General features: G+C 64.6%; 24 protein-coding genes. 14 read left to right on the plus strand and 10 right to left on the minus strand.

Annotated elements, in window-relative coordinates:
* Window positions 1-77: 77 nt before the first annotated feature.
* Entirely contained in the window at window positions 78-524 is a 447-nt protein-coding gene (locus NDI54_RS03355; protein ID WP_310895058.1) for a MaoC/PaaZ C-terminal domain-containing protein, read from the plus strand.
* Here NDI54_RS03355 and NDI54_RS03360 read toward each other — a convergent pair.
* Window positions 514-759: a ferredoxin gene (locus NDI54_RS03360; RefSeq protein ID WP_310895059.1), complete on the minus strand. Its 246-nt coding sequence runs from the start codon at window positions 757-759 to the stop codon at window positions 514-516. The two genes, NDI54_RS03355 and NDI54_RS03360, sit on opposite strands and share 11 nt — an antisense overlap.
* A gap of 109 nt (window positions 760-868) precedes the next feature.
* Between NDI54_RS03360 and NDI54_RS03365 the strand changes: the two genes are divergently transcribed.
* From NDI54_RS03365 to NDI54_RS03385, 5 genes are all read left to right on the plus strand, one after another.
* Window positions 869-3,271, plus strand: a complete 2,403-nt coding sequence (locus NDI54_RS03365) for an ATP-dependent DNA helicase (RefSeq protein ID WP_310895060.1) — start codon at window positions 869-871, stop codon at window positions 3,269-3,271.
* On the plus strand, window positions 3,271-3,798 hold the full coding sequence (gene cgi121, locus NDI54_RS03370; RefSeq protein ID WP_310895061.1) for a KEOPS complex subunit Cgi121: 528 nt from the start codon (window positions 3,271-3,273) through the stop codon (window positions 3,796-3,798). The genes NDI54_RS03365 and cgi121 overlap by 1 nt, the downstream gene beginning before the upstream one ends.
* A gap of 37 nt (window positions 3,799-3,835) precedes the next feature.
* Window positions 3,836-4,123, plus strand: a complete 288-nt coding sequence (locus NDI54_RS03375) for a hypothetical protein (protein ID WP_310895062.1) — start codon at window positions 3,836-3,838, stop codon at window positions 4,121-4,123.
* Window positions 4,120-5,424, plus strand: a complete 1,305-nt coding sequence (locus tag NDI54_RS03380) for an oxidoreductase (RefSeq protein WP_310895063.1) — start codon at window positions 4,120-4,122, stop codon at window positions 5,422-5,424. The genes NDI54_RS03375 and NDI54_RS03380 overlap by 4 nt, the downstream gene beginning before the upstream one ends.
* 132 nt (window positions 5,425-5,556) lie before the next feature.
* Entirely contained in the window at window positions 5,557-6,399 is an 843-nt protein-coding gene (locus NDI54_RS03385; RefSeq protein ID WP_310895064.1) for an alpha/beta fold hydrolase, read from the plus strand.
* Window position 6,400: 1 nt separating this feature from the next.
* On the opposite strand, the gene NDI54_RS03390 is transcribed toward NDI54_RS03385, so the two are convergent.
* Complete coding sequence (locus NDI54_RS03390; RefSeq protein ID WP_310895147.1) at window positions 6,401-6,946, minus strand: MaoC family dehydratase; 546 nt, start codon at window positions 6,944-6,946, stop codon at window positions 6,401-6,403.
* A gap of 300 nt (window positions 6,947-7,246) precedes the next feature.
* Between NDI54_RS03390 and NDI54_RS03395 the strand changes: the two genes are divergently transcribed.
* From NDI54_RS03395 to NDI54_RS03415, 5 genes are read left to right on the plus strand one after another with little or no spacing between them, the layout of a single operon-like run.
* Window positions 7,247-7,546: an AbrB/MazE/SpoVT family DNA-binding domain-containing protein gene (locus tag NDI54_RS03395; protein ID WP_004590068.1), complete on the plus strand. Its 300-nt coding sequence runs from the start codon at window positions 7,247-7,249 to the stop codon at window positions 7,544-7,546.
* A 7-nt stretch (window positions 7,547-7,553) separates the two neighbouring features.
* Window positions 7,554-8,111 carry a hypothetical protein gene (locus tag NDI54_RS03400; protein WP_310895065.1) on the plus strand — a complete coding sequence of 186 codons (558 nt, stop codon included), beginning with the start codon at window positions 7,554-7,556 and terminating at the stop codon, window positions 8,109-8,111.
* 45 nt (window positions 8,112-8,156) lie between these two features.
* The gene (locus NDI54_RS03405) at window positions 8,157-8,702 is read left to right on the plus strand and encodes a poly(R)-hydroxyalkanoic acid synthase subunit PhaE (protein ID WP_310895066.1); all 546 of its coding nucleotides are present in this window, start codon (window positions 8,157-8,159) and stop codon (window positions 8,700-8,702) included.
* Window positions 8,703-8,705: 3 nt separating this feature from the next.
* Window positions 8,706-10,124, plus strand: coding sequence for a poly(3-hydroxyalkanoate) polymerase subunit PhaC (gene phaC / locus NDI54_RS03410; protein WP_310895067.1), 1,419 nt, complete (start codon window positions 8,706-8,708; stop codon window positions 10,122-10,124).
* Between the two features lie 39 nt (window positions 10,125-10,163).
* Window positions 10,164-10,625 (plus strand): TIGR00725 family protein, encoded by a 462-nt coding sequence (locus tag NDI54_RS03415; protein ID WP_310895068.1) that lies wholly within the window; start codon window positions 10,164-10,166, stop codon window positions 10,623-10,625.
* Window positions 10,626-10,631: 6 nt separating this feature from the next.
* On the opposite strand, the gene NDI54_RS03420 is transcribed toward NDI54_RS03415, so the two are convergent.
* The 4 genes from NDI54_RS03420 to NDI54_RS03435 all read right to left on the minus strand — a co-directional run bounded on the left by NDI54_RS03420 (window position 10,632) and on the right by NDI54_RS03435 (window position 15,107).
* Window positions 10,632-10,856, minus strand: coding sequence for a hypothetical protein (locus NDI54_RS03420; protein ID WP_310895069.1), 225 nt, complete (start codon window positions 10,854-10,856; stop codon window positions 10,632-10,634).
* Between the two features lie 310 nt (window positions 10,857-11,166).
* A complete protein-coding gene (gene thsA, locus NDI54_RS03425; protein ID WP_310895148.1) occupies window positions 11,167-12,849 on the minus strand; it encodes a thermosome subunit alpha in 1,683 nt (560 codons plus the stop codon).
* A gap of 146 nt (window positions 12,850-12,995) precedes the next feature.
* On the minus strand, window positions 12,996-13,991 hold the full coding sequence (locus NDI54_RS03430; RefSeq protein ID WP_310895149.1) for an AAA family ATPase: 996 nt from the start codon (window positions 13,989-13,991) through the stop codon (window positions 12,996-12,998).
* 141 nt (window positions 13,992-14,132) lie between these two features.
* Complete coding sequence (locus NDI54_RS03435; protein WP_310895070.1) at window positions 14,133-15,107, minus strand: DUF5784 family protein; 975 nt, start codon at window positions 15,105-15,107, stop codon at window positions 14,133-14,135.
* A gap of 154 nt (window positions 15,108-15,261) precedes the next feature.
* On the opposite strand from NDI54_RS03435, the gene NDI54_RS03440 reads away from it, so the two are divergent.
* Window positions 15,262-15,435 (plus strand): DUF5786 family protein, encoded by a 174-nt coding sequence (locus NDI54_RS03440; RefSeq protein ID WP_004516474.1) that lies wholly within the window; start codon window positions 15,262-15,264, stop codon window positions 15,433-15,435.
* Here NDI54_RS03440 and NDI54_RS03445 read toward each other — a convergent pair.
* The 3 genes from NDI54_RS03445 to NDI54_RS03455 are packed head-to-tail and all read right to left on the minus strand — an operon-like array spanning window position 15,422 to window position 18,132.
* Window positions 15,422-16,156 carry a DUF7530 family protein gene (locus tag NDI54_RS03445; protein ID WP_310895071.1) on the minus strand — a complete coding sequence of 245 codons (735 nt, stop codon included), beginning with the start codon at window positions 16,154-16,156 and terminating at the stop codon, window positions 15,422-15,424. The two genes, NDI54_RS03440 and NDI54_RS03445, sit on opposite strands and share 14 nt — an antisense overlap.
* Window positions 16,153-17,091 carry an NAD(P)H-binding protein gene (locus tag NDI54_RS03450; RefSeq protein ID WP_310895072.1) on the minus strand — a complete coding sequence of 313 codons (939 nt, stop codon included), beginning with the start codon at window positions 17,089-17,091 and terminating at the stop codon, window positions 16,153-16,155. The genes NDI54_RS03445 and NDI54_RS03450 overlap by 4 nt, the downstream gene beginning before the upstream one ends.
* A gap of 54 nt (window positions 17,092-17,145) precedes the next feature.
* Window positions 17,146-18,132: an NAD-dependent epimerase/dehydratase family protein gene (locus NDI54_RS03455; RefSeq protein ID WP_310895073.1), complete on the minus strand. Its 987-nt coding sequence runs from the start codon at window positions 18,130-18,132 to the stop codon at window positions 17,146-17,148.
* 110 nt (window positions 18,133-18,242) lie between these two features.
* Between NDI54_RS03455 and NDI54_RS03460 the strand changes: the two genes are divergently transcribed.
* Window positions 18,243-18,464 (plus strand): DUF7561 family protein, encoded by a 222-nt coding sequence (locus NDI54_RS03460; RefSeq protein WP_310895074.1) that lies wholly within the window; start codon window positions 18,243-18,245, stop codon window positions 18,462-18,464.
* Window positions 18,465-18,568: 104 nt separating this feature from the next.
* Here NDI54_RS03460 and NDI54_RS03465 read toward each other — a convergent pair whose 3' ends face one another.
* The gene (locus NDI54_RS03465; RefSeq protein WP_004516469.1) at window positions 18,569-18,763 is read right to left on the minus strand and encodes a cold-shock protein; all 195 of its coding nucleotides are present in this window, start codon (window positions 18,761-18,763) and stop codon (window positions 18,569-18,571) included.
* A gap of 163 nt (window positions 18,764-18,926) precedes the next feature.
* Between NDI54_RS03465 and NDI54_RS03470 the strand changes: the two genes are divergently transcribed.
* Window positions 18,927-20,654 (plus strand): ATP-dependent DNA helicase, encoded by a 1,728-nt coding sequence (locus NDI54_RS03470; RefSeq protein ID WP_310895075.1) that lies wholly within the window; start codon window positions 18,927-18,929, stop codon window positions 20,652-20,654.
* Window positions 20,655-20,826: the final 172 nt, after the last annotated feature.

Here is a 20,826-nt window from a genome sequence, read left to right on the forward strand (position 1 = left end):
GTCTCGGGGTCCCAGCCCCCTGTTGGTTTCGGGACGAGGGCGTGGCTTTTTCTCCCGGAGCGCCGACAGCCCTGCACATGCCTCCCGTCGAAGTCGGCGAGACGTTCACCGAGACACGGACGTTCCGGCCCGAAGACGTGGACCAGTTCGCCGCCCTCTCCGGCGATGACCAGGCCCGGCACACGGAGCCCAACGCAGAGGGGCGGCGGATGGTCCAGGGGTTGCTCACTGCCTCACTGCTAACCAGTATCGGCGGTGATCTCGAAGTGCTCGCCTCGCGGATGGACCTCCGGTTCCAGCGCCCGGTGTACACCGGCGAGCGGCTGGTTTGCGAACTGACGGTGGCGAGCGTCGACCCGCGGGCGGACGGCGGCGTGGATATCGTCGGCGATGTGACCGTTCGGCGCGTCAGTCACAGTGCTGAAACTGGTCAGACCGATATGACTGCTGCGAACTCGCGCGACGGTGACGCCGCCGGAACCGTCGTCCTCGAAGCGACCGTCGAAGGCATAATCAGGGGATGAGCTGCTCGCCGTCGTCGTCGTAGATGGTTATCGCGTCGACCGGACAGGACCGGGCCGCGAACTTCGCGTCCAGTTCGGCGTCGTCGGGAACCTCCCGGACGAACAGGTCCTCTTCCTGTTCCTCGCTGTCGGCCAGCACCGCCTTGCCGGCGTCCTCGTCGCGCTCGAAGGCGTCCCACTCGGCGACACACTGGAACATCCCGATACAGGTGTCGTAGTCGTATTCGACTCGCATACCCGGTGTTGGCCGCTCGCGGGCAAAGGCGTTCCCCTCGGCGCTCGACGCGCGTCGAGACCGGTGCAGTGCGACAGTTTAAATCAGGCCAGGACCCAATCGGGGTGTAATGGACGTTGCGGACCTGCCAGGCGTGCCCGACTGGCTACCGGACCACCTGCACGACGATGGCATCGAAGAGCTGTATCCACCCCAGGCCGAGGCCGTCGAGGCCGGCGTCACGGAGGGGGAAAACCTGGTCGCGTCGATCCCGACGGCGAGCGGAAAGACGCTCATCGCCGAGCTAGCGATGCTCTCCTCGGTCGCTCGCGGTGGCAAGGCGCTGTACATCGTCCCGCTGCGGGCGCTGGCCAGCGAGAAGCAGGCCGACTTCGAGGAGTTCGAACAGTACGGCCTCGACATCGGCGTCTCGACGGGCAACTACGAATCCGAGGGCGGCTGGCTCGCCGACAAGGACATCGTCGTCGCGACCAGCGAGAAGGTTGACTCGCTGGTCCGCAATGACGCCCCCTGGATCGAGGACCTCACCTGCGTCGTCACCGACGAGGTCCACCTCGTCGACGACGGCGAACGGGGGCCGACGTTGGAGGTGACGCTGGCGAAGCTCCGCCGGCTCAACCCCGACCTGCAGACCGTCGCGCTGTCGGCGACCATCGGCAACGCCGAGGCGCTGGCGACGTGGCTCGACGCGGGGCTCGTCGACTCCGATTGGCGACCCATCGACCTCCAGAAGGGGGTCCACTACGGGCAGGCGCTGCATCTCGAAGACGGGAGCCAGCAGCGGCTCTCGGTGCAGAACAACGAGAAGCAGACGGCGGCCATCGTCCGAGATACGCTGGAAGACGACGGGTCGACGCTGGTGTTCGTCAACTCCCGGCGCAACGCCGAGGCGGCGGCGGGCCGGCTGGCCAACACTGTCCGGCCCCACCTCACCGACGAGGAACGGGGCCAACTGGCCGACATCGCCGAGGAAATACGGGACGTGAGTGACACGGAGACGAGCGACGACCTCGCCGATGCCGTCGCTGACGGCGCGGCGTTCCACCACGCCGGTCTCTCGCGGGGCCACCGCGAACTCGTCGAGGACGCCTTCCGGGACCGGCTGGTGAAGGTCGTCTGTGCGACGCCGACGCTCGCGGCTGGCGTCAACACGCCCTCCCGGCGCGTCGTCGTCCGGGACTGGCGGCGCTACGACGGCTCGGCCGGTGGGATGGCCCCGCTGTCGGTGCTCGAAGTCCATCAGATGATGGGGCGGGCCGGCCGTCCGGGGCTCGACCCCTACGGCGAGGCGGTCCTCATCGCCTCTAGCCACGACGAAGTGGACGAACTGTTCGAACGGTACGTCTGGGCCGACCCGGAGCCGGTCCGGTCGAAACTGGCCGCCGAGCCGGCCCTGCGGACCCACATCCTCGCAACCGTCGCCTCGGGCTTTGCCCGCTCGCGCGAGGGACTGCTTGAGTTCCTCGCACAGACGCTGTACGCCAGCCAGACCGACGACAGCGGCCAACTGGAACGGGTCGTCGACGACGTGCTCACGTATCTGCAGCGCAACGACTTCTTAGAAATCGAAGGTGGGGAGTTGGATGCCACGTCGCTGGGCCACACCGTCTCGCGGCTCTACCTGGACCCGATGAGCGCCGCCGAGATTGTCGACGGTCTCCGGGACTGGGAGCGGGGCGTCAGCGACAGCACGTCGGCGAGCGGGTCGCCGGCCGACACGCCCGCGGAACCGCCGGCTGACAGCGGCTTCACCACGGCAAGCGAACTGGCTGAAGATGCGGACGGAAGCGACGACACCAACGCGGACCCGGACGATATCTCCGCGCTTGGACTCTACCATCTCGTCTCGCGCACGCCGGACATGTACCAGTTGTACCTCCGTTCGGGCGACCGCGAGGAGTACGAGATGGAGCTGTTCGAACGCGAGGACGAGCTGCTCGGCCCCACGCCCTCGGAGTTCGAGGAGGGCCGTTTCGAGGACTGGCTCTCGGCGCTGAAGACTGCCCGGCTGCTCGAAGACTGGGCGACGGAGGTCGACGAGGCAACCATCACGGAGCGATACGGCGTCGGCCCGGGCGACATCCGCGGGAAAGTCGAGACGGCCCAGTGGTTGCTCGGGGCCGCGGAATCACTGGCGAGCGAGGTCGATCTGGACGCCGCGCGGGCCATCAGTGAGGCCCGCATCCGCGTCGAACACGGCGTCCGCGAGGAACTGGTCGACCTGGCCGGCGTCCGTGGCGTCGGCCGCAAGCGCGCCCGGCGGCTGTTCCAGGCTGGTATCACCGACCGCGCCGAACTCCGGGATGCGGACAAATCAGTCGTGTTGGCGGCGCTCCGGGGCCGCCGGAAGACGGCCGAGAACGTGCTGGAGAACGCCGGCCACCGGGACCCGTCGATGGACGGCGTCGAACCCGCAGCGGATGTCTCTGTCGACCTTGATGACGGAGCGGACACCGACACGGACGCCGAAGCGGCGGCCAACGAGGACCAGTCGAGCCTGGGTGACTTCTGATGGAGGTCGTCGAAGGCACTGTTGACATCGACGACGTAGGGGTGTTCGTGGAGACGCTCGGATCCATTGGCGGCCGCCACGGCGTCACCGTGCAGGCGTTCGACGCCCGCTACGTCGTGGACCGCGAACACCTCGAACTGGCCGTCGAACTGGCAACTCGGGCGCGTGCTCGGGACGATACCATCGCTGAGGACTTCGGCGTCGAGATACTGCTGTACGCGGCCGGCCGCCGCCAGATAAACCGCGCGCTGACGATGGGCGTCAGCGGGGGGACCTGTCCCGTCGCGGTGGTGGTCGTCGGCCCTGAATCCGCAGATGCGCACGAAGGAAATAATGGTGATGAGGCTATCGAGGCAGCCGCAGACGAGGTCTGTGACCACCTCACGCCCGCGTCGACACTTGGCGCGTACGACGAGAACCGCGTCCGGTCGTTTTTCGACGTGGCCGATATCGAACTCGCCGCGACGGCCGGCGGACTTCCCGACGCCGTCCGGGAGCGCGTCGCGCTGTTGCCGGTCGAGAAGTAGCGATAGAATTTTGGCGATCTCCGTGCTAACTCCACTCATGGACCCACAGCGGACGGCACGGCAGCGGGCCAGCGAGCGCGCCCGCCGGGTCGAGGCGACGGTCGACCGCACCACCGGCGGGGCCGCGTACCCGGTCCGCGTGGAGGAACTGGCAGACGAGTACGGCAGCACCGACCGGCCGACCACGGACCTCACAACTGCGGTCGAGCGTAGCACCGACGGCGAGTTCGACTCGCCGACGGAGGTCCGGGTGGCCATTCAGCAGGCGACGCCGCAGGACCGCGGCCGTACCGAGGCGACGTTCGACGAGCGCGAGCAGCCGTGACCGCGCTGGAGACGCCGCTGCAGATCGGCGGCGTCGAGATACCAAACCGGCTGTACCGCGCCCCGGTACTGGAGTGTGCGGGCAACGGCGAAGCCGCCGTCGACACGCTCATCGACGAACTCGAGCCGACGGCAGCCTCCGGTGTCGGTCTCCTCTTTCAGGGGGCAAGCATCGTCACCGACCGCGGCGGCTGTGCCGCGCCGAACATGACGCGGGTCCACGACCCGGCCTTCGTCGAGCGCCTCGAACGGCTCACCGGGGCGATCCACGACCACGGTGGTCGGGTCTTCCTGCAGTTGGCCCACGGCGGTCTCCGGAGCATGGCGACGTGGCACGCCGAGTACCGCCAACAGCACCCGGACCAGCGCCAGCTCGCCGTCAGCCGGCCGCCGTGGCAGCTCCGTGCGCTTGACCGGGTCGGTCTGATTTCGCTGCAGCCGGACGTGCTCTCGACGAGCGAGGTGTGGGCCCTCGCCGAGCAGTTCGGCCGATGTGCCGGCTACGCGGTCGACGCAGGCTACGACGGCATCCACCTCTCGGCGGCGAACATGAGCCTGATCCAGCAGTTCCTCTCGCCGTTCTACAACCGTCGGGACGACGAGTTCGGCGACGGCGTTCGGTTCCTCGAAGCGATTCACGACGCCGTCCGTGAGCATGCCGGCGACGTGTCGCTGGTCACCAAGGTTCCGGCCGAAACCGCTGCGCCGGGGTTCGTCCGCCGCCATCTCTCCCGAACCGACGGTATCGCAATCGCCGAACGGGCGGCGGCCATCGGCTACGACGGCCTCGTCCCGGTCGAGGTGTCGCCGTTCTGGGACATGAGTATCGTCCGCGGCGCGTTCCCCGACCGAGCCTGGGCGGCGAGCGACCTGCAAGACGACTACGCGGCGGTCTTCGGCGGCCGGCTGCGAGCGAGCGCCGTCCAGTTGCTCAACAGACTGCAGGCTCGGCGCTTCGACCACGATCCGGGCTGGAACGCCGATTTCTGCCGGGCGGTTCGGGAGCGTGTGGACGTACCAGTCTTGCTGGAAGGTGGGCTTCGGACGCGGGCCGACTGCGACCGGTATCTCGGTGCGGCCGGGGACGACCCAGCCGCCGACGCGGTCGGGATGGCCCGCCCCTTCTACGCCGAGCCGCGGCTCGGCGCGCGCCTGCTCGACGGCGCGGATGCGCTGTGTGAGAGCTGTAACAACTGCACTGTCCCACAGGTCGCCGGCGAACCGGGTCGGTGCCGAACGCCGGCTATCGTCCGCGCGCAGGCCCGCCTCCGGCGTGACGGCGCGTACGAGCGCTCTGAGTGAATCGCCGATAACGAAGTGACTTACTGGTTTCAATCGGGGCTTTCCGGGATTCAAAGATACTGTACCCCTACAGCGCCGCCGTAACTGAGTGGATACAAAGGCTCATACGCGTCCGGTCCCGAACGAACGCCGATGACTAACGGGATTACGTCCGAACACGTCGAACTGTCCGTCGACGGCGAGGACGTTACCATTCACTACCGGACTGGTGGCGAGGGGCCGCCGATGGTGTTCCTCCACGGTATCGGGCTGGACGCCGCGACCGTCTCGTGGCGACACGCACTCCCCGCGCTCGCGCCGGAACGAACAGTGTATGCGCTTGATCTGCCGGGCCACGGCGACAGCGACAAGCCTGACCGCGCGTACACGACCGATTACTACCTTGAGACTGTGGCCGAGTTCATCGACGCGCTCGGCATCGAGGAGCCCGCAATGGCGGGGCTTTCGATGGGCGGTGCAATCGCGCTCGGCCACACGCTCGACGGCGGCCCCGTCGAACGCCTGGTATTAGTCGACAGCTACGGATTGGGAGCCGACGCCTACTGGCGAACGGCGGCCAGTAGCGTCTTGCAGACGCCGATACTCGGCAACATGCTCTGGCAGGGCGTGGGATCGTCCCAGCCGGCGATACGCAATAGCCTCAGAAGTATGGGTCCCGGTGAGCCGCCCCAGCAACTGGTCGAGGATATCGACAACGTCGTCGACCGGCAGACGGTCCGGGCGATGCGACGCTGGCAGCAAAGCGAGTTCCGGTGGTGTGGCTTCCGGACCGACTACTCCGACCGGTTAGACGAGCTAGATGTGCCGACGATGCTGATACACGGAGCCGTCGACCCGCTGCTCCCGCGCCGGTGGTCCGAGCAGGCGGCTGGGATAGTCACTGATAGTACGCTGAAAATATTCGAGGACTGCGGCCACTGTCCGCCGCGGGAACACCCCGACCGCTTCAACCGAGCCGTGCGAGCGTTCTGCTGAGCTATTCCGGCAGGTCGTCGATGAGGACGACCGCTTCACCGTCGATGACGACTTCGTCGTCTGCGAGGACGCGCGTGGTCAGCCGGTACTGTTCGTCGCCGAGGTCCTCGACGATCTCACACTCGGCGGTGAGGCGGTCGCCGATACGGACCGGATTATGGAACTCCAGGTCCTGCGAGAGGTAGATCGTCAGCCCTGGGAGTCGTGCCAGCGCCGCACTGATGAGGCTCCCGACGAGTGTCCCGTGGGCGATTCGGCCGCGGAAGCGGGTCTGTTCGGCGAACTCGTCGTCCAGGTGGAGCGGGTTCGTGTCACCGCTGGCGGCGGCGAACTGGCGTACGTCGTTCTCCGAGATTGTCTTGGTGAAATCGACGTGGTCGCCGACGCCGAGGCGGCCCGGATGGTTCTCGGAGATCGAGACGTGCCATTCCGGAAGGTCTTCGTTCGGTTCGATACGGTCTGCGGGCGTAACGCCGTTCTCGTCCTCCTGCTGGACGCCGAACGCGGCGAACGCTGCCCGGTTAGCTGCGACGACGCTGTTGAACATATGTGACGATGTTTCAGTCCATGTGTCTAACAGCGGATTCCGGTGCGATTCAGAACTCATCTGTTCTGGTAGTTTATTGGTCCGAGTATTAAACCTTGGTGTTGGTTTTGCCTCAGCTGTCGGTAAACACCGTCTAACGGGCGTCATGCGTCTGTTTGGGGTTACAGTTATCGGTGCTGCAGGGCGCAACGCTGCCCTTACCGCCGCTTAGCCCTTCATACCATTTGAAACCATTCAATGGTAATCAGTGGTTTTCAGGGGAAGTTTTATATTATTGAAGGGTCTACATGTACATGACCGATGGCCGACGAGGATGATGGCCTGATGTGGCCTCCGATGTTCAAGGGGATGCAACAGGCGAGCGAGAACGCGATGGAACAGCAACAGCAGCTGATGAAACAGATGTTCGCCAACGGTGGCATGCCGAGTTTCGATATGAATCAGCTCGGCGCCATGAGTCAGATGGCGACGTTCAAGACCCGCGTGCAGAGCGGGGGTCGAATCAGCATCCCCGATGCGGAGCGAGAGGCGCTTGGCATCGATGAAGGCGACATCGTCCAAGCCGTCGTCCTCCCGGTCACTAACAACAACAGCGAGTAATACACCAATGGTAGACTACACAACCCCCGTCACGACAGCGTTCGAGATGCAGCGTTCCACGATTGAGCAGAGCCAGAAGGCGCTCGAACAGAGCGTTTCCTTCCAGAAGAACGTCAACAACGCGGTCATCGATAGCCTCGACACGCAGGAGTCGGCCCAGCGGCGCGGCGTCGAGCTCCAGCAGACCGCGTTCCACAGCTGCCTCGACGCGATGGCAACGACGATGCCCGGCATGACCGAGACCGTCGAGCAGATCCGCGAGACCGTCGACGAGCAGTTCGACTTCCTGCTTGAGAACCACGCCGAGATCTTCGACAACATGGAAACGGAGCTCGAAGACGGCGCCGAAACCTACGACGAGATGACAGCGGAGTACGTCAGCGCCGTCAACGAGCAGGTCGACATGCTCGTCGAGGCCCACGAGGAACTCGAATCCCAGTCCGTCGAGGCCGCCGAGCAGTTCGGCGAGCAGCTCGAAGAAGTGCAGGAGCAGGTCGAGGAGATTCAGGAGCAGGTCGAGGAAGTGCAGGCCGAAGCCGCCGACGCAGTCGACGTCGAAGCGTAACAACGACAGCCGGTTTTTTTGTGCGCCCGCCGCCGAGGTACTATTATGAGTAATACAAACGACATTCAGGACGAATGGACGGAGATGGTTGAGGAGATGAACAACGCGGTCGCCGACTCGATGGAACAGAACATGAAGGCCCAGGCGGCCTTCGTTGAGTCGTGGGCCGACGCCGTCGAGGACACGATTCCCAAGGAAGAGGACCTTGCTGACGGGATGGACGGGTACAACCGCGCCTACGAGGAGTGGATCGACGCCGCCGAGCAGATGGTCGAGCGTTCGACCGAGGCCGCGCAAGGTGAGGACGTAGACCCCGCCGAGTTCCGTGACATCTGGCTGCAGTCCGCCAACGAGGCGTTCAAACACGTCATGGGTACCTCGGCCTTCGCGGCCGCCAACGGCCAGCTCGTCGAATCGATGATGGAGATGCAACAGGAGGCCGACGACCTGAGCCAGGACACCCTGGAACAGCTCGGCTTCCCGACACGCGATGACGTGGACGAGATCGGCGAGCGCCTCATCGAACTGGAGCGCCGCCAGCACGCGGTCGAACAGAAACTCGATCGCGTTCTCGAACACTTAGAAGAGTAACTCATGTCCAGCAACCCATTCAATCCGTTCGAGGCCGCGCTCAACTGGCAGCGCAAGACACTGGAGAACATGACCGACGCCGCCGAGACCAGTCAGATCGCCGGCGACCGGCTGGAGCTGATGGAGTCCGTCGATGTCGGCCAGACGCCAAGCAATGTCGTCTACGAGGAGAACAAGCTCGAACTCCTCCAGTACGACGCCGAGGCGGCCGGTATCGAGGTTCCGGAGGAGGACAAAGAGGACGTTCCGATCCTCATCGTCTACGCGCTCATCAACCGGCCGTACATCCTCGACTTGCAGGAGGAGCGGTCGGTCGTCCGACGCCTGCTGGAGGCGGGCCACGACGTGTACCTCATCGACTGGAACGAGCCCTCGCGGCTCGACCAGCACCTCACGCTCGACGACTACGTCAACCGCTATATGGACAACTGTGTCGACGTGGTCCGGGAACGCTCTGGCCAGGACGCCATCAACATCCTCGGGTACTGCATGGGCGGTACCATGTCGGTGATGTACACCGCGCTCCACAAGGAGAAGGTCAACGCGCTGGGGCTGATGGCTGCCGGGCTCTGTTTCGACCACACGGGCGGCGTCCTCGAAGAATGGGGATCCGAGGAGTACTACTCCCCGAGGGACGTGGTCGACACGTTCGGCAACGTCCCCTCGGACATGCTCGACATCGGCTTCGCGCTGATGGACCCCGTCGAGAACTACGTCACGAAGTACATCCGTTTCGCGGAGAACATGGAAAACGAGGGCTTCGTCGAGAACTTCGGCCGCATGGAGATGTGGCTCGGCGACGGTATCGACGTGGCCGGCGAGGCATACGTCCAGTTCCTCGAAGACGTGTACCAGGACAACAAGCTCTACAAGAACGAACTGGAGCTTGACGGGAAACACGTCGACCTGGCCAACATCGACATGCCAGTCCTCCAGCTCATGGGTGAGTACGACCACCTCATTCCGCCGGAGGCCTCCAAGCCGTTCAACGAGGTCATCGCCAGCGACGATACCCGAACTATCGAGTTCTCGACGGGCCACATCGGCCTCTCCGTGTCGTCCTCGACTCACGCCGACCTCTGGCCCGAGGTCGCCGAGTGGTACTCGGAGCGAAACGAGAGCAAGGAGGTCGACATTGAGGTCGAATCCCCCGACGCCGGGGCTGAAGACGACCCGGCGGACCAGTCGGAGCTCACCGACATCGACGTTGATGCGACCGGTGACACCGAGGGCGATGTCGCGGCTGACGACGAACCCGCTGATCTCGCCACCGTCTCCGGCATCGGCCCGACCTACGCCGACCGGCTGCACGACGCCGGTATCGAGACCGCCGAGGACCTCGCCGAGTACGACGCCACCGAACTGGCGGATATCGCCGAGACCAGCGAGTCCCGCGCCCGGGACTGGCTCGATCAGCTGTAATTCGGCGTCGTTTTTCCGTTCTCCCACCGAAACCCAGCCATGCGTGTATCCGTCATCGGTGGGTCGACAGTCACCGACGAACAGTATCGACAGGCGCGAGAGGTGGGCCGACACCTCGCCGAGCGGGGCCACGAGGTCGTCTGCGGTGGCCTCACGGGCGTGATGGAAGCGGTCTGTCGCGGCGCGAGCGAGGCTGGCGGGCACACTATCGGCATCTTGCCGGGCGAGCGCACTGCCGCGGCAAACGACTACGTCGAGACGGCCATCGCGACCGGGATGGGCAATGCCCGGAACGTCCTCGTCGTGATGAACGGCGCGGCCGTCATCGCGGTCGACGGCGGCACCGGGACGCTCTCGGAACTCGGCCACGCACTCGACATGGGCCGGCCCGTTGCCGGTCTGGGAACCCACCGCCTCGACGGCGCGACCGGCGGTGACGCCATCGAACACGTTGAGACGCCCGTCGAGGCTGTCGACTATGTCGAGTCGGCCGTGCAGTAGCCCCTTTCAGCCGAGTATCCGTTTCAGTACTGCCGCAACGACGAGATTCGCCACGCCGAGCAGCCTGACCCGCTGACGGGCCCCTTTCTGTGGCGTGAACTCCACTGCCAGCACCCAGCGGTAGCCAACTTTGGCCAGCGACAGCAACACCCCCGGAATAAGGAGATGTAGCACGCCCGCTATCGCCATTCCAGTCCACAACAGCCGTCCTTCGGTCCGTGTCAGGTCCATACCGCGTCAACGTGCTGTGTCGGTTTGACCCTGAGGTTTGCTTGCGAGGCGTGTACTTGTGACAGCATTCGAGGACTGAAACAGCGTCGTGACTCACCAGGACTGGAAACAGAAAAGATAGAACCACAGCGATTACCGCTTGAATCGACGAGTAGGGGCAAGTATCCGGCGCGCGAAGCGCGCCGGTTCAACCGCAGCGAGTGACTACCGCGCCGCGAAGCGGCGCGACAGGAACGAGCTGCGATTTTTCCCCACGTTTTTGCCTGAACGAGCGCCGCAGGGCGGCGCGAGTGAAGTGCAAAAAGTGGTTTTACATCATGCCGCCCATACCGCCGCCCATGCCGCCCATGCCGCCGCCCATTCCGCCGGGCGCGCCGCCTGGGCCGCCGGGTCCGCCTTCGTCCTCGTCGTCGTCGCCCTGGCCACCCTTCAGGTCGCCAGCGGCGATGACATCGTCGATGCGGAGGATCATGACGGCTGCCTCGGTTGCGCTCTCGACAGCTTGGGTCTTGACACGGAGCGGCTCGACGACGCCGTCCTCTTCCATGTCGACGACCTCACCGGTGTAGGCGTCCAGTCCGGACGTGACTGCACCGCCGTCGTGCTTGCTGCGGAGGTCGACCAGCGAGTCGATCGGGTCGAGACCGGCGTTCTCGGCGAGGGTGCGCGGGATAACGTCGATGGCGTCGGCGAAGGCCTCGACGGCGAGCTGCTCGCGGCCGCCGACGGAGTCGGCGTGGTCTCGGAGACCGAGGGCGAGCTGCGTCTCGGGGGCACCGCCGCCGGGCAGGACCTTGCCGTCCTCCAGCGTGGCGGCGACGACGCCGAGCGAGTCCTCGATGGCGCGCTCGACTTCGTCGACGACGTGTTCGGTGCCGCCGCGGAGAATCATCGTGACAGCGCGGGCGTCCTCGACATCCTCGACGAAGATGCGCTCGTCGCCGGCGATGTCCTTCTGGGCGACGGAGCCGGCGAAGCCGAGGTCGTCGGCTTCGATGTCGTCGATGTTCGAGATGATGCGTGCGCCGGTCGAGCGCGAGAGGGCCTCGATGTCGGACTTCTTGGCGCGGCGAACAGCGAGAATACCTTCCTGAGCGAGGTAGTGCTGGGCCATGTCGTCGATGCCCTTCTGGCAGAAGACGACATCAGCGCCGGCTTCTTTGAGCTTGTCGACCATCTCCTTGAGCTGTTTCTCTTCCTGGTCGAGGAACTGCTGGAGCTGGTCGGGGTCCGTGACGTTGACCTCGGTGTCGAGTTCGGTCTCCGGAACCTCGATGGCGGTGTCCAGCAGGGCGATATCGGCGTCCTCGACGGCGAAGGGCATGTTGTCGTGGACGCGCTCCTTGTCCACGATGACGCCTTCGACGAGCTCGGATTCGTCGGTCGCGCCGCCGACGACGGTTTCGAGCTGGATGTTGTCGGTGTCGACGGTACCGTCGTCGTCGACGACGGACTGGGCGGCACGGACGACGAGTTCGGCGAGGATGTCCTTGGAGGATTCCGCGCCCTTGCCGGTCATCGCGGTCGCGGCGACCTTTTCGAGGGTCTCCGTGTCGTCAGGTTCGACGTTGATGGCGTTGTCTTCGAGGATCTCCTTGGCTTTCTCGGCGGCCTGGCGGTACCCCTGGGCCAGGATGCTGGCGTGGATGTCCTGGTCGAGGAGTTCCTCGGCCTTCGAGAGGAGTTCGCCGGCCATGACGACTGCCGTGGTCGTACCGTCGCCCACTTCGTCTTCCTGGGTCTGGGCGACCTCGACAATCATGTTGGCGGCGGGGTGCTCGATGTCCATCTCATCGAGGATGGTGACGCCGTCGTTCGTGACGACGACCGAGCCCGAGTTGTCGACGAGCATCTTGTCCATGCCCTTCGGACCCAGTGTTGTCCGAACGGCCTCGGCGACGGCCGTCCCGGCCGTGATGTTCATCGACTGCGCGTCCTTTCCGGATGTCCGCTGGGACTCCTCGGAAAGTACAATCATGGGCTGGTTGCCCATCTGCTGTTGAGCCATAGTCAAACGATGATTGAATGTGATTCTATATAAAACCTGTGGTGGCGGCCGGTGTATTGCCCTAGTGCGCGCCACACTCGACAGTGTGATACCGTCTCACGTGGGTGGTTTATATACCCGTACAGGGCCGCTCAGCGCCCCATTCCGAACCGACGGTGGCGCAGTTCCGGCGTGATCTGGATGCGGGAGATGTCCTGGCCGGTCCGGTACCAGACGAACGCTGCCCTGGTGAACAGTTCGCGACACTCGATGCGGACCTCACGGGGGTTGCCCTCCGTCCGCTCGTGGATATCTTCAATCGCGGCCCGCGTGAACAGGTCCGGGGCCTGTCCCTCGTAGGGTTCGCCCCGGAAATACGCCAGCGAGCGGGCGGCGTACTCGGCCACGTCGTCGGGCGAAAACGGTTCGATGCCTTCGTAGTAGCGCAATCGGGAGTCGAGCGTCCCGCGGATCTCCGCCACGCGGCGCTTCCCCTCCGGCGTCCCGGTGAGGAACAGCCGAACGCCGGCGTCGCCGGCCACCTGCAGCGGTGACAGCAGGTCCGCCTCAAGCACTTCGATTTCGTCGACGACCAGCAGGAGGGTCTTGCCGTCATCGCGCACGCGACGGACGATCTCGTGGACGGCGTCTTTCGCCTCTGCCGTTGCCCACGGAATCCCGTCCCGGACCTGCGAGTAGTTTCGCTGGTCGATAGAGAACCCGGCCGCGTAGGCGGCGGTCAGCACCGTCTGGTACAGTTTCCGCGGGGTGGTCTCCCGTGGGTTGTCCAGATGCGTGATGACGAATCCCTCGTGTTTCGAGAGATCGCGTAGGACGATCTCGCGGAACGCCGTCTTTCCGGTGCCGTAGGGACTCACTAGCCCGATGTGCTGGTCCTGAAGCAGCCACGAGGTGATCTGGTTCAGCATCTCGGTGTCGTGGCGGACGTACAGCGGTTCTGGCATGTGGTCTAGCCCGGCTTCCTCAGTGAACGGGAGGTCGGTCACGGTGTCGGCTGTGCCGCCGAGGGCCTCGCCGAAGGCCAGCAAGCGCTGTTCGACCTCCTGCAACTGGTCCAGCAACACACCCGCTTCGGCGCTCTCGGTGCGGTCTTGCTCCTCGGACCGGAGCGATTCGAGCCGGTTCATGACCTCCGACACCGACTGTCCCGCGCCGCTGGCACCTGATCGCTCTGTGTCGTCTACCACGGCTATCTCTCTCAGTGTTGCCGATCCGGCGCGTTATATGTTACGCCCCGAATTTCGGGGAAGATAACGCGATTTACCGGGTCAAAACGGGAGCGGGAACGGGATCGAGCCGTAGGCGTACCCTTCCATGCTCCCGTCCGGCCGGGCGCGGAACACGATGGTCGGGGAGTAGCCCACGTCCGGTTTTTCACCGTAGACGCGCTGCCAGTCGTCGTCCGGGAAGGAACTGCAGTCGACCACGAGAACTGCTCCGGGGTGGGCCGCCAGCTGGTCCCGGGTCTTCGCGTCGCCGGAGGCCTTGACTGCGGCGATACCGGTGTTGACCTGCCGCCGGGACGGCGGCCGCGGGCGGGTCACCTCCACGAGCGTGTCTCCGACACGGAAATCGACGGAGTGGCCGGAATCGAGTTCGACCTCGGGCCTGATCTCGTTGCCCGCATCCACGAGCAGTTTGGCGACGTTGAACTCGCCCATCGTCGCCCGCATCCGCGAGAGGTCGAATCCCTCGCTGGTCCCGAGCTTGCTCGCCATCGTGTAGCGGTAGTCGTCCAGTGCGCCGGTCGCCAGGAAGTCGTCGTAAAACGCCAGTCCGTCCGCCCGGTCGGCGTCCGGGAAGCCGCCGGCGTGGTCCCGGAAGAACGTCCGCGTCGACTCCCGGCCGTCCTTCGAGAGAAACACGGGCAGGAAAAAGCGAGCCAGCGTCTCGTACTCGGTGAGCCACGGGTCCTCCACCTCTAACTGGGCGAACAGCTCGCGCTGGACCCATTCGCTGATGTCGTCGGGGACCTCGTCGAAGGTGTACTTCTCCGTCCGCCACAGCGTCTCCGGGGTCTCGGTGTTCCCGACCCAGTACGCCCGCTGGCCGTTCCAGCAAAACAGCGCGAGGTCGCCGTTGTCCATCTCCAACCGGCGCGCTGCCCATCCTTCCGGCGGGGCGAACCACGGATTGTTCATCGTCGCACCGAACGTGTTCTGTAGCGGCGTCAGCAGATCTGTCCGGACCCGATCTTCGCTCCATCGCTCGTTCGACTGTCGCAGACGTAAGGGACCAGCCACGGGTGCGTGTAAACGGCCAGTGGTCTTGGGCGTTCCGCCCTCTCCAAGCGCCCTCATTCGACCCACTCAGGGGCTCTATTGGCCGTGTGGTGCGGTTTCGGAGACCACCGTTACATTGATAGGGACTAACAGCCAAGGTTCACTGTGGTAACCTATGTCGATGGGAGCGTACGACGACGACGAACACGAACGCCGTGAGCGCAAGAACAGCGAGGTCGACCTGTCGGAAGACGATGACCGGAGCACGTACCACGGGAGTGTCGACTACGACGGCGACGAATCGACAGAAGAGCTGCTCGACCAGTTTAAGCAGATCAACTCTGACTGACGGGAGCCGCTCTCGACCGGTAGCGTAACAGCCCGACAGAGACGGCAGTCACGACTGTAACGGCGATCACGTGCCCAACTAGCGCCGCGAGCAGCACCGGCTGGTCGAGAATGAACGGGACGAGCACGAGTTGGAGGACACCGAACCCCCAGATCTCCAGGTCTGCCCGGATGAACACCCGTGCCGTCTCGGGATCGAACCGGTAGCGCGCCGACCGCCACAGGCCCGTGACGCTGGCCCACCAGCCCGTGCCGATGCGGTAGCTCACGTCCCAGAGGATAAGCAGCGTCAGATACACCACCAGCACCGGCGGCTCCGACCCGAACAGTTGGTCCAGCAGCGGCAGCGAACTGACCTGCGGGTCGAAGACGAACAGGTGGGTGAGCAGCGCTACGTACGCCAGCACGGACAGTACGACCTCGACGTTCGAGGCGAACAACAGCGCACGATAGGTCGGTGGCACGTCGATCCGGCGGATGAGCGTACTGATACGGAGCATCTCTGCGCTCCCGATGGTGGCGACGAACACGACGACCGTCCCGGCGACAGCGGCGCTCCAGACATTGTAGTACCACGACAGGCCGACGATAGCGACTTCGAAGATGAGTAGCTGGATCGCCATCGCCGCCCACGTGGGTATCTGGATTCCCGGCAGCGCCCCGATGATGCTCTCGTACACCCAGGTCTCGCCGTATTCGGGATGGGTGCTATCGCCGCTCATCTGCTTGCACCACCCGTGACCGCGGCCGCCTGTGCCGCCTCGTAACTCTGTGGTTCGTTGAGTGCGAGCCTGACCGCGTCCGCGAACGGCGTTAGATCGATGGCGAACTGTTTTCTGGCTCCTTCGGTGTCGGCGACCACTGGCGTTTTCAGTCCGTGGATGAGCGGCCGGGCGACGCTCGATGGCACGTCGGTTAGCAGACCGACACAGTATGCCGACAGCCGCGGCGTCAACACCGGTATCGGCACGATTTTCGGCTCCCCGGTTCCCATGATCTCCCCCGTCCGCTTCAGTATCTCCGCGTAGGTCAGCACCTCCGGACCGCCGATTTCGTAGGTCTCGCCGGCCGTCTCCGGCGTGTCGAGTACAGCGACCAGATACGCGATAACGTCGTCGATAGCGATGGGATGGCAGTCGGTCCGGACCCAGCGCGGCGTCACCAGCACCGGCAGTCGCGTCGCCAACTCGCGTATCATCCGGAAACTTGCCGACCCCGCGCCGATGATGATGGCCGCTCGGAACGTCGTCAGATCGTACTCGCCGTCTCTGAGGATGAACTCGACCTCCCGGCGCGACCGGAGGTGTTCGGACAGCGTCTCGTCTTCCTCGCCGAGGCCGCCGAGATAGACGACCCGGTCGACGCTGGCGTCGTCGGCCGCCCGACGGAAGTTCCGCGCCGCGCGCCGGTCCCGCTCGGCGTAATCGTCGCCTGCCCGCATCGAGTGGACGAGGTAGTACGCCACGTCAATGTCGGCGAAGGCGTCGTCGAGACTACCCGCGTCGAGCAGGTCCCCCGTCGCAATATCGACGCCGTCGGGCGGGTCGTACTCGCTCGGGTCGCGAACGAGCGCCCGGACGCTGTGGCCGGCCGCGAGGAGCGCCGGGACGAGATGGCTCCCGACGAACCCCGTCGCGCCGGTCACGAGAACATGCATACCCGTTCTGGAGGACGGGATGGGGTTAAAACCGCGGTCTGTTCGTGTCGTCGGTCAGGACTGTCGAACGAGCGGTTCGTACCAGTCGCGGTTGTCGCGGTACCAGTCGATGAACTTCGCGACGCCCTCCCGAATGGTGTGGTCGGGATCGTAGCCCAGCAGTTCCTCGGCGCGCTCGGTCGCGGCGTGGGTGTGTTCGGCGTCGGCGTCGTGGCGTTCCTCGTAGACCAGGTCGAGGTCCGGATCGATCTGGTCGCGGATCTCTGTCGCAAGCGTCTTGATCTCGATGTTGTCCGTCGACCCGATGTTCACCGCCATCCCGTCGGCGGCGTCCTCGTGCAGCAGCGTCATGTTCGCGTCGATGATATCCTCGATATAGGTGAAATCACGCGTCTGCGTGCCGTCCCCGTAGATGACCGGCGGCTCGCCGTTGTGACACCGGGAGACGAAATTCGAGATGGCCATGTTCGGGCGCATCCGCGGCCCGTAGACGGTGAAATATCGTAACGCGACGGCGGGCAGGTCGTACACCTCGCTGTAGGCGCAGGCGTAGCGCTCGGCGGCGAGCTTCGACGCGCCGTAGGGCGAGACCGGCGTCGTGGGGTGTTGCTCGTCGTAGGGGAGGTACTGTGGCTTACCGTAGACGGAGGAGGAGGAGGCCATCACGAACCGCTCGATGCCCTCGTCGCGGCAGGCGTCGAGGAGGTTCAGCGTGCCGTCGACGTTGACCTCGTCGTACTTGCGGGGGTTCTTGACACTCGGGCGGACGCCGGCCTGTGCGGCCTGATGGTAGACGTAGTCGGCGTCGGCGACGAGATCGGTCACCAGTTCCGCATCGCGAACATCGCCCTCGATGAACTCGTAGCTTCCGTCGCTGTTCCGGGCGGCCGCCTGCCCAGCCTCGACGTTGTGTTGCTTGATATCCAGATCGTAGAACGGGTCGCGGTTGTCCAGTACGATGACATCGTGGCTGTCGGCGGCGAACTGCTGTGCCAGATGGCCGCCGATGAACCCGGCACCCCCTGTCACGAGTATTTGCATTACCTGAACGGACCCCATCCGGCGACAAAAGTATGTCGAGAGTTAATCGTACTGAACTGTTCGAAGGGGCCAACTACCTTGAAGTATACACGGTGTATAAATGGTACCGAATGGCCTCCAGAGCCTGTGACGGGTGCGATACGAAGGTCTCGATAGCCGGCGGCATCGCCAACATCTGGTCCCAGGAGTCCAGACCGACCGAGGGGATCGTGCTCGAACTCGGCGACGACACTGAACATTTCCTCTGCTATGACTGCATCGACCGGTTGCCGGACGATCAGGAAGTGACGGCGGCGGACGTGGCCGCGCTGTCCGCAGCGAGTGACGACTAACCGTTAGTGTCTGACTTATTACGAACCGGACGCTGTCGCTTGTCGAGTAGTCTGATAAAACAAAGTGTCAGATGTGGTCGCCCGAAGGCGACCGGAAATCTGCCTTAGTTGCGGACGACGTTCGTCGCGCGGGGGCCTTTGTCGGCCTGTTCGATGTCGAATTCGATCTCCTCGCCTTCTTCGAGGTCAGGGCCGCCAACGTCTTCCATGTGGAAGAAAACGTCATCGTCCGCGTCCTCAGTCGAGATGAAACCGTAACCGCCTGTGTCGTTGAAGAAATCAACCTTACCGTTTGCCATTGCAAATATACGTACAGGGGGTATATGTATAAGGATTCCGAGAGTCGCAGTACCACGACCACGTGTATGTGCACACGACCCACGACAGGCATATCGGGCAATCGCTTCGCCGCTGACCCGACGACAGGAAAGGTTTAGGCCGCCTCGTCCGTTGCCTTCTGGCGTGTACCCCGCGCGGATTACCGACGAGTTCCCGGCCCCGTCCTACCGGGGCAATCAGAAGCAGGCCCTGGCTGATATCCGTGCGGCCTTCGAGAGCGGCAAGGATGTCGTCCTCGTCCGTGCGCCGACCGGCAGTGGCAAATCCCTGCTGGCCCGGGCCATCGCTGGGTGTGCCCGGACCGCCGGTGAGGCCGCCCCCGAGCAGGTCATCGACGCTTACTACACCACGCCGCAGGTCTCTCAGTTAGACGACGTGGCCGAGGATGCCCTGCTTGAGGACCTCTGTGTCATCCGCGGGAAGAACAACTACGACTGCATCCTCCCCGGCGAGACGGACACGCCGGTGAACCAGGCCCCGTGCGTGCGCGAACGGAAATTCGACTGCCAGGTCAAGCACCGCTGTCCGTACTTCTCTGACCGCGCTATCGCTTCGAACCGACGCATCGCCGCGATGACGCTGGCGTATTTCATGCAGACCGCCGGCAGCGACGTGTTCGGCAAGCGCGACGTGGTCGTCATCGACGAGGCTCACGGCCTGGGCGAGTGGGCGGAGATGTACGCCACCATCGACCTCTCGCCCCAGTCGATTCCGATGTGGAACGACATCGACGTACCCGACATCGACGGACTGGACGAGGCCGTCGCCTTCACCGAACGCGTCGAACACCTCGCCGAGCGCCGGGTGAAGGAACTGCGGAACAAGGCGGAACTCACCGGCGAGGAAGTGGCCGAACGGGACTCGTTGAACACGCTCCGGCAGGACCTCGGCTGGTTCCGCGAGGACTACACCGACACCGAGAGCGCGACCACCTGGGTCGTCGACCAGGCTGATGGCGAAAACGCTCCAGTGACGATCAAACCGATGAACCCCGAGCGCTACCTCAAACACACCGTCTGGGACCGGGGTAACCGCTTCGCCCTGCTGTCGGCAACCATCCTCAACAAGGAGGCATTCTGTGCCAACGTCGGCCTCGATCCCGAGAACGTCGCGCTCGTGGAAGTTGGCCACACCTTCCCCGTCGAGAACCGGCCGCTGTACGACGTGGCCCAGGGGAAGATGACCTACGAACACCGCGACGATACACTGCCAGACATCGCCCGGACCATCGTGCGCATCATGGCCCAGCACCCCGACGAGAAGGGGCTGATCCACTGCCACTCCTACGCTATTCAGGAGCAACTGAAGGATCTCCTTGACGATTTCGGCGTCGGCGCACGCGTCCGGACTCACGACAAAGAGGGGCGCGATGGGGCATTATCCGCCTGGAAGCGTAGCGACAACCCCGACGTGTTCCTCTCGGTGAAGATGGAGGAGGCGCTGGACCTGGAGGGCGACCTCTGTCGCTGGCAGGTGCTGTGCAAGGCCCCCTATCCCAACACCCGCGATTCCCGCGTCGCTCGGCGGCTCGAAGACGATCAGTGGGGCTGGTACTACCGGACAGCGCTGCGGACGGTCATCCAGGCCTGTGGCCGCGTCGTCCGCGCGCCCGACGACTACGGTGCGACCTACCTCGCGGACTCGTCGCTACTGGACCTGTTCGAGCGCGCCGACCACGATATGCCCGACTGGTTCCGCGCGCAGGTCGACCGACTCTCACAGCCAGACTTGCCGCGATTCGCGCCGGACCAGGCGCTCTCGGGACTCAGTTCGGGGACGAAACGCCGGCACGACCGCTCGCGCTCGCGGTCCGGGGACGGAAATCATCCGCTGTCGGACGTGTGGGACTAGAAGAAGGCGAAGGCTAACCCGTAGACCACTGACGACCCGACCATCAGGCCGACCAGTATGATGGCGATAATCTGTTGTCTGTCCATGCTGTGCTCTTGACTACTCGCCTAATTAGGCGTTACGACCGTCTATTCGTGTGTGTTACTCGTTCTCTCCCGCCAACCTGGCAGTC

Source organism: Haloarcula terrestris (assembly GCF_031624315.1).
GTDB lineage: Archaea > Halobacteriota > Halobacteria > Halobacteriales > Haloarculaceae > Haloarcula > Haloarcula terrestris.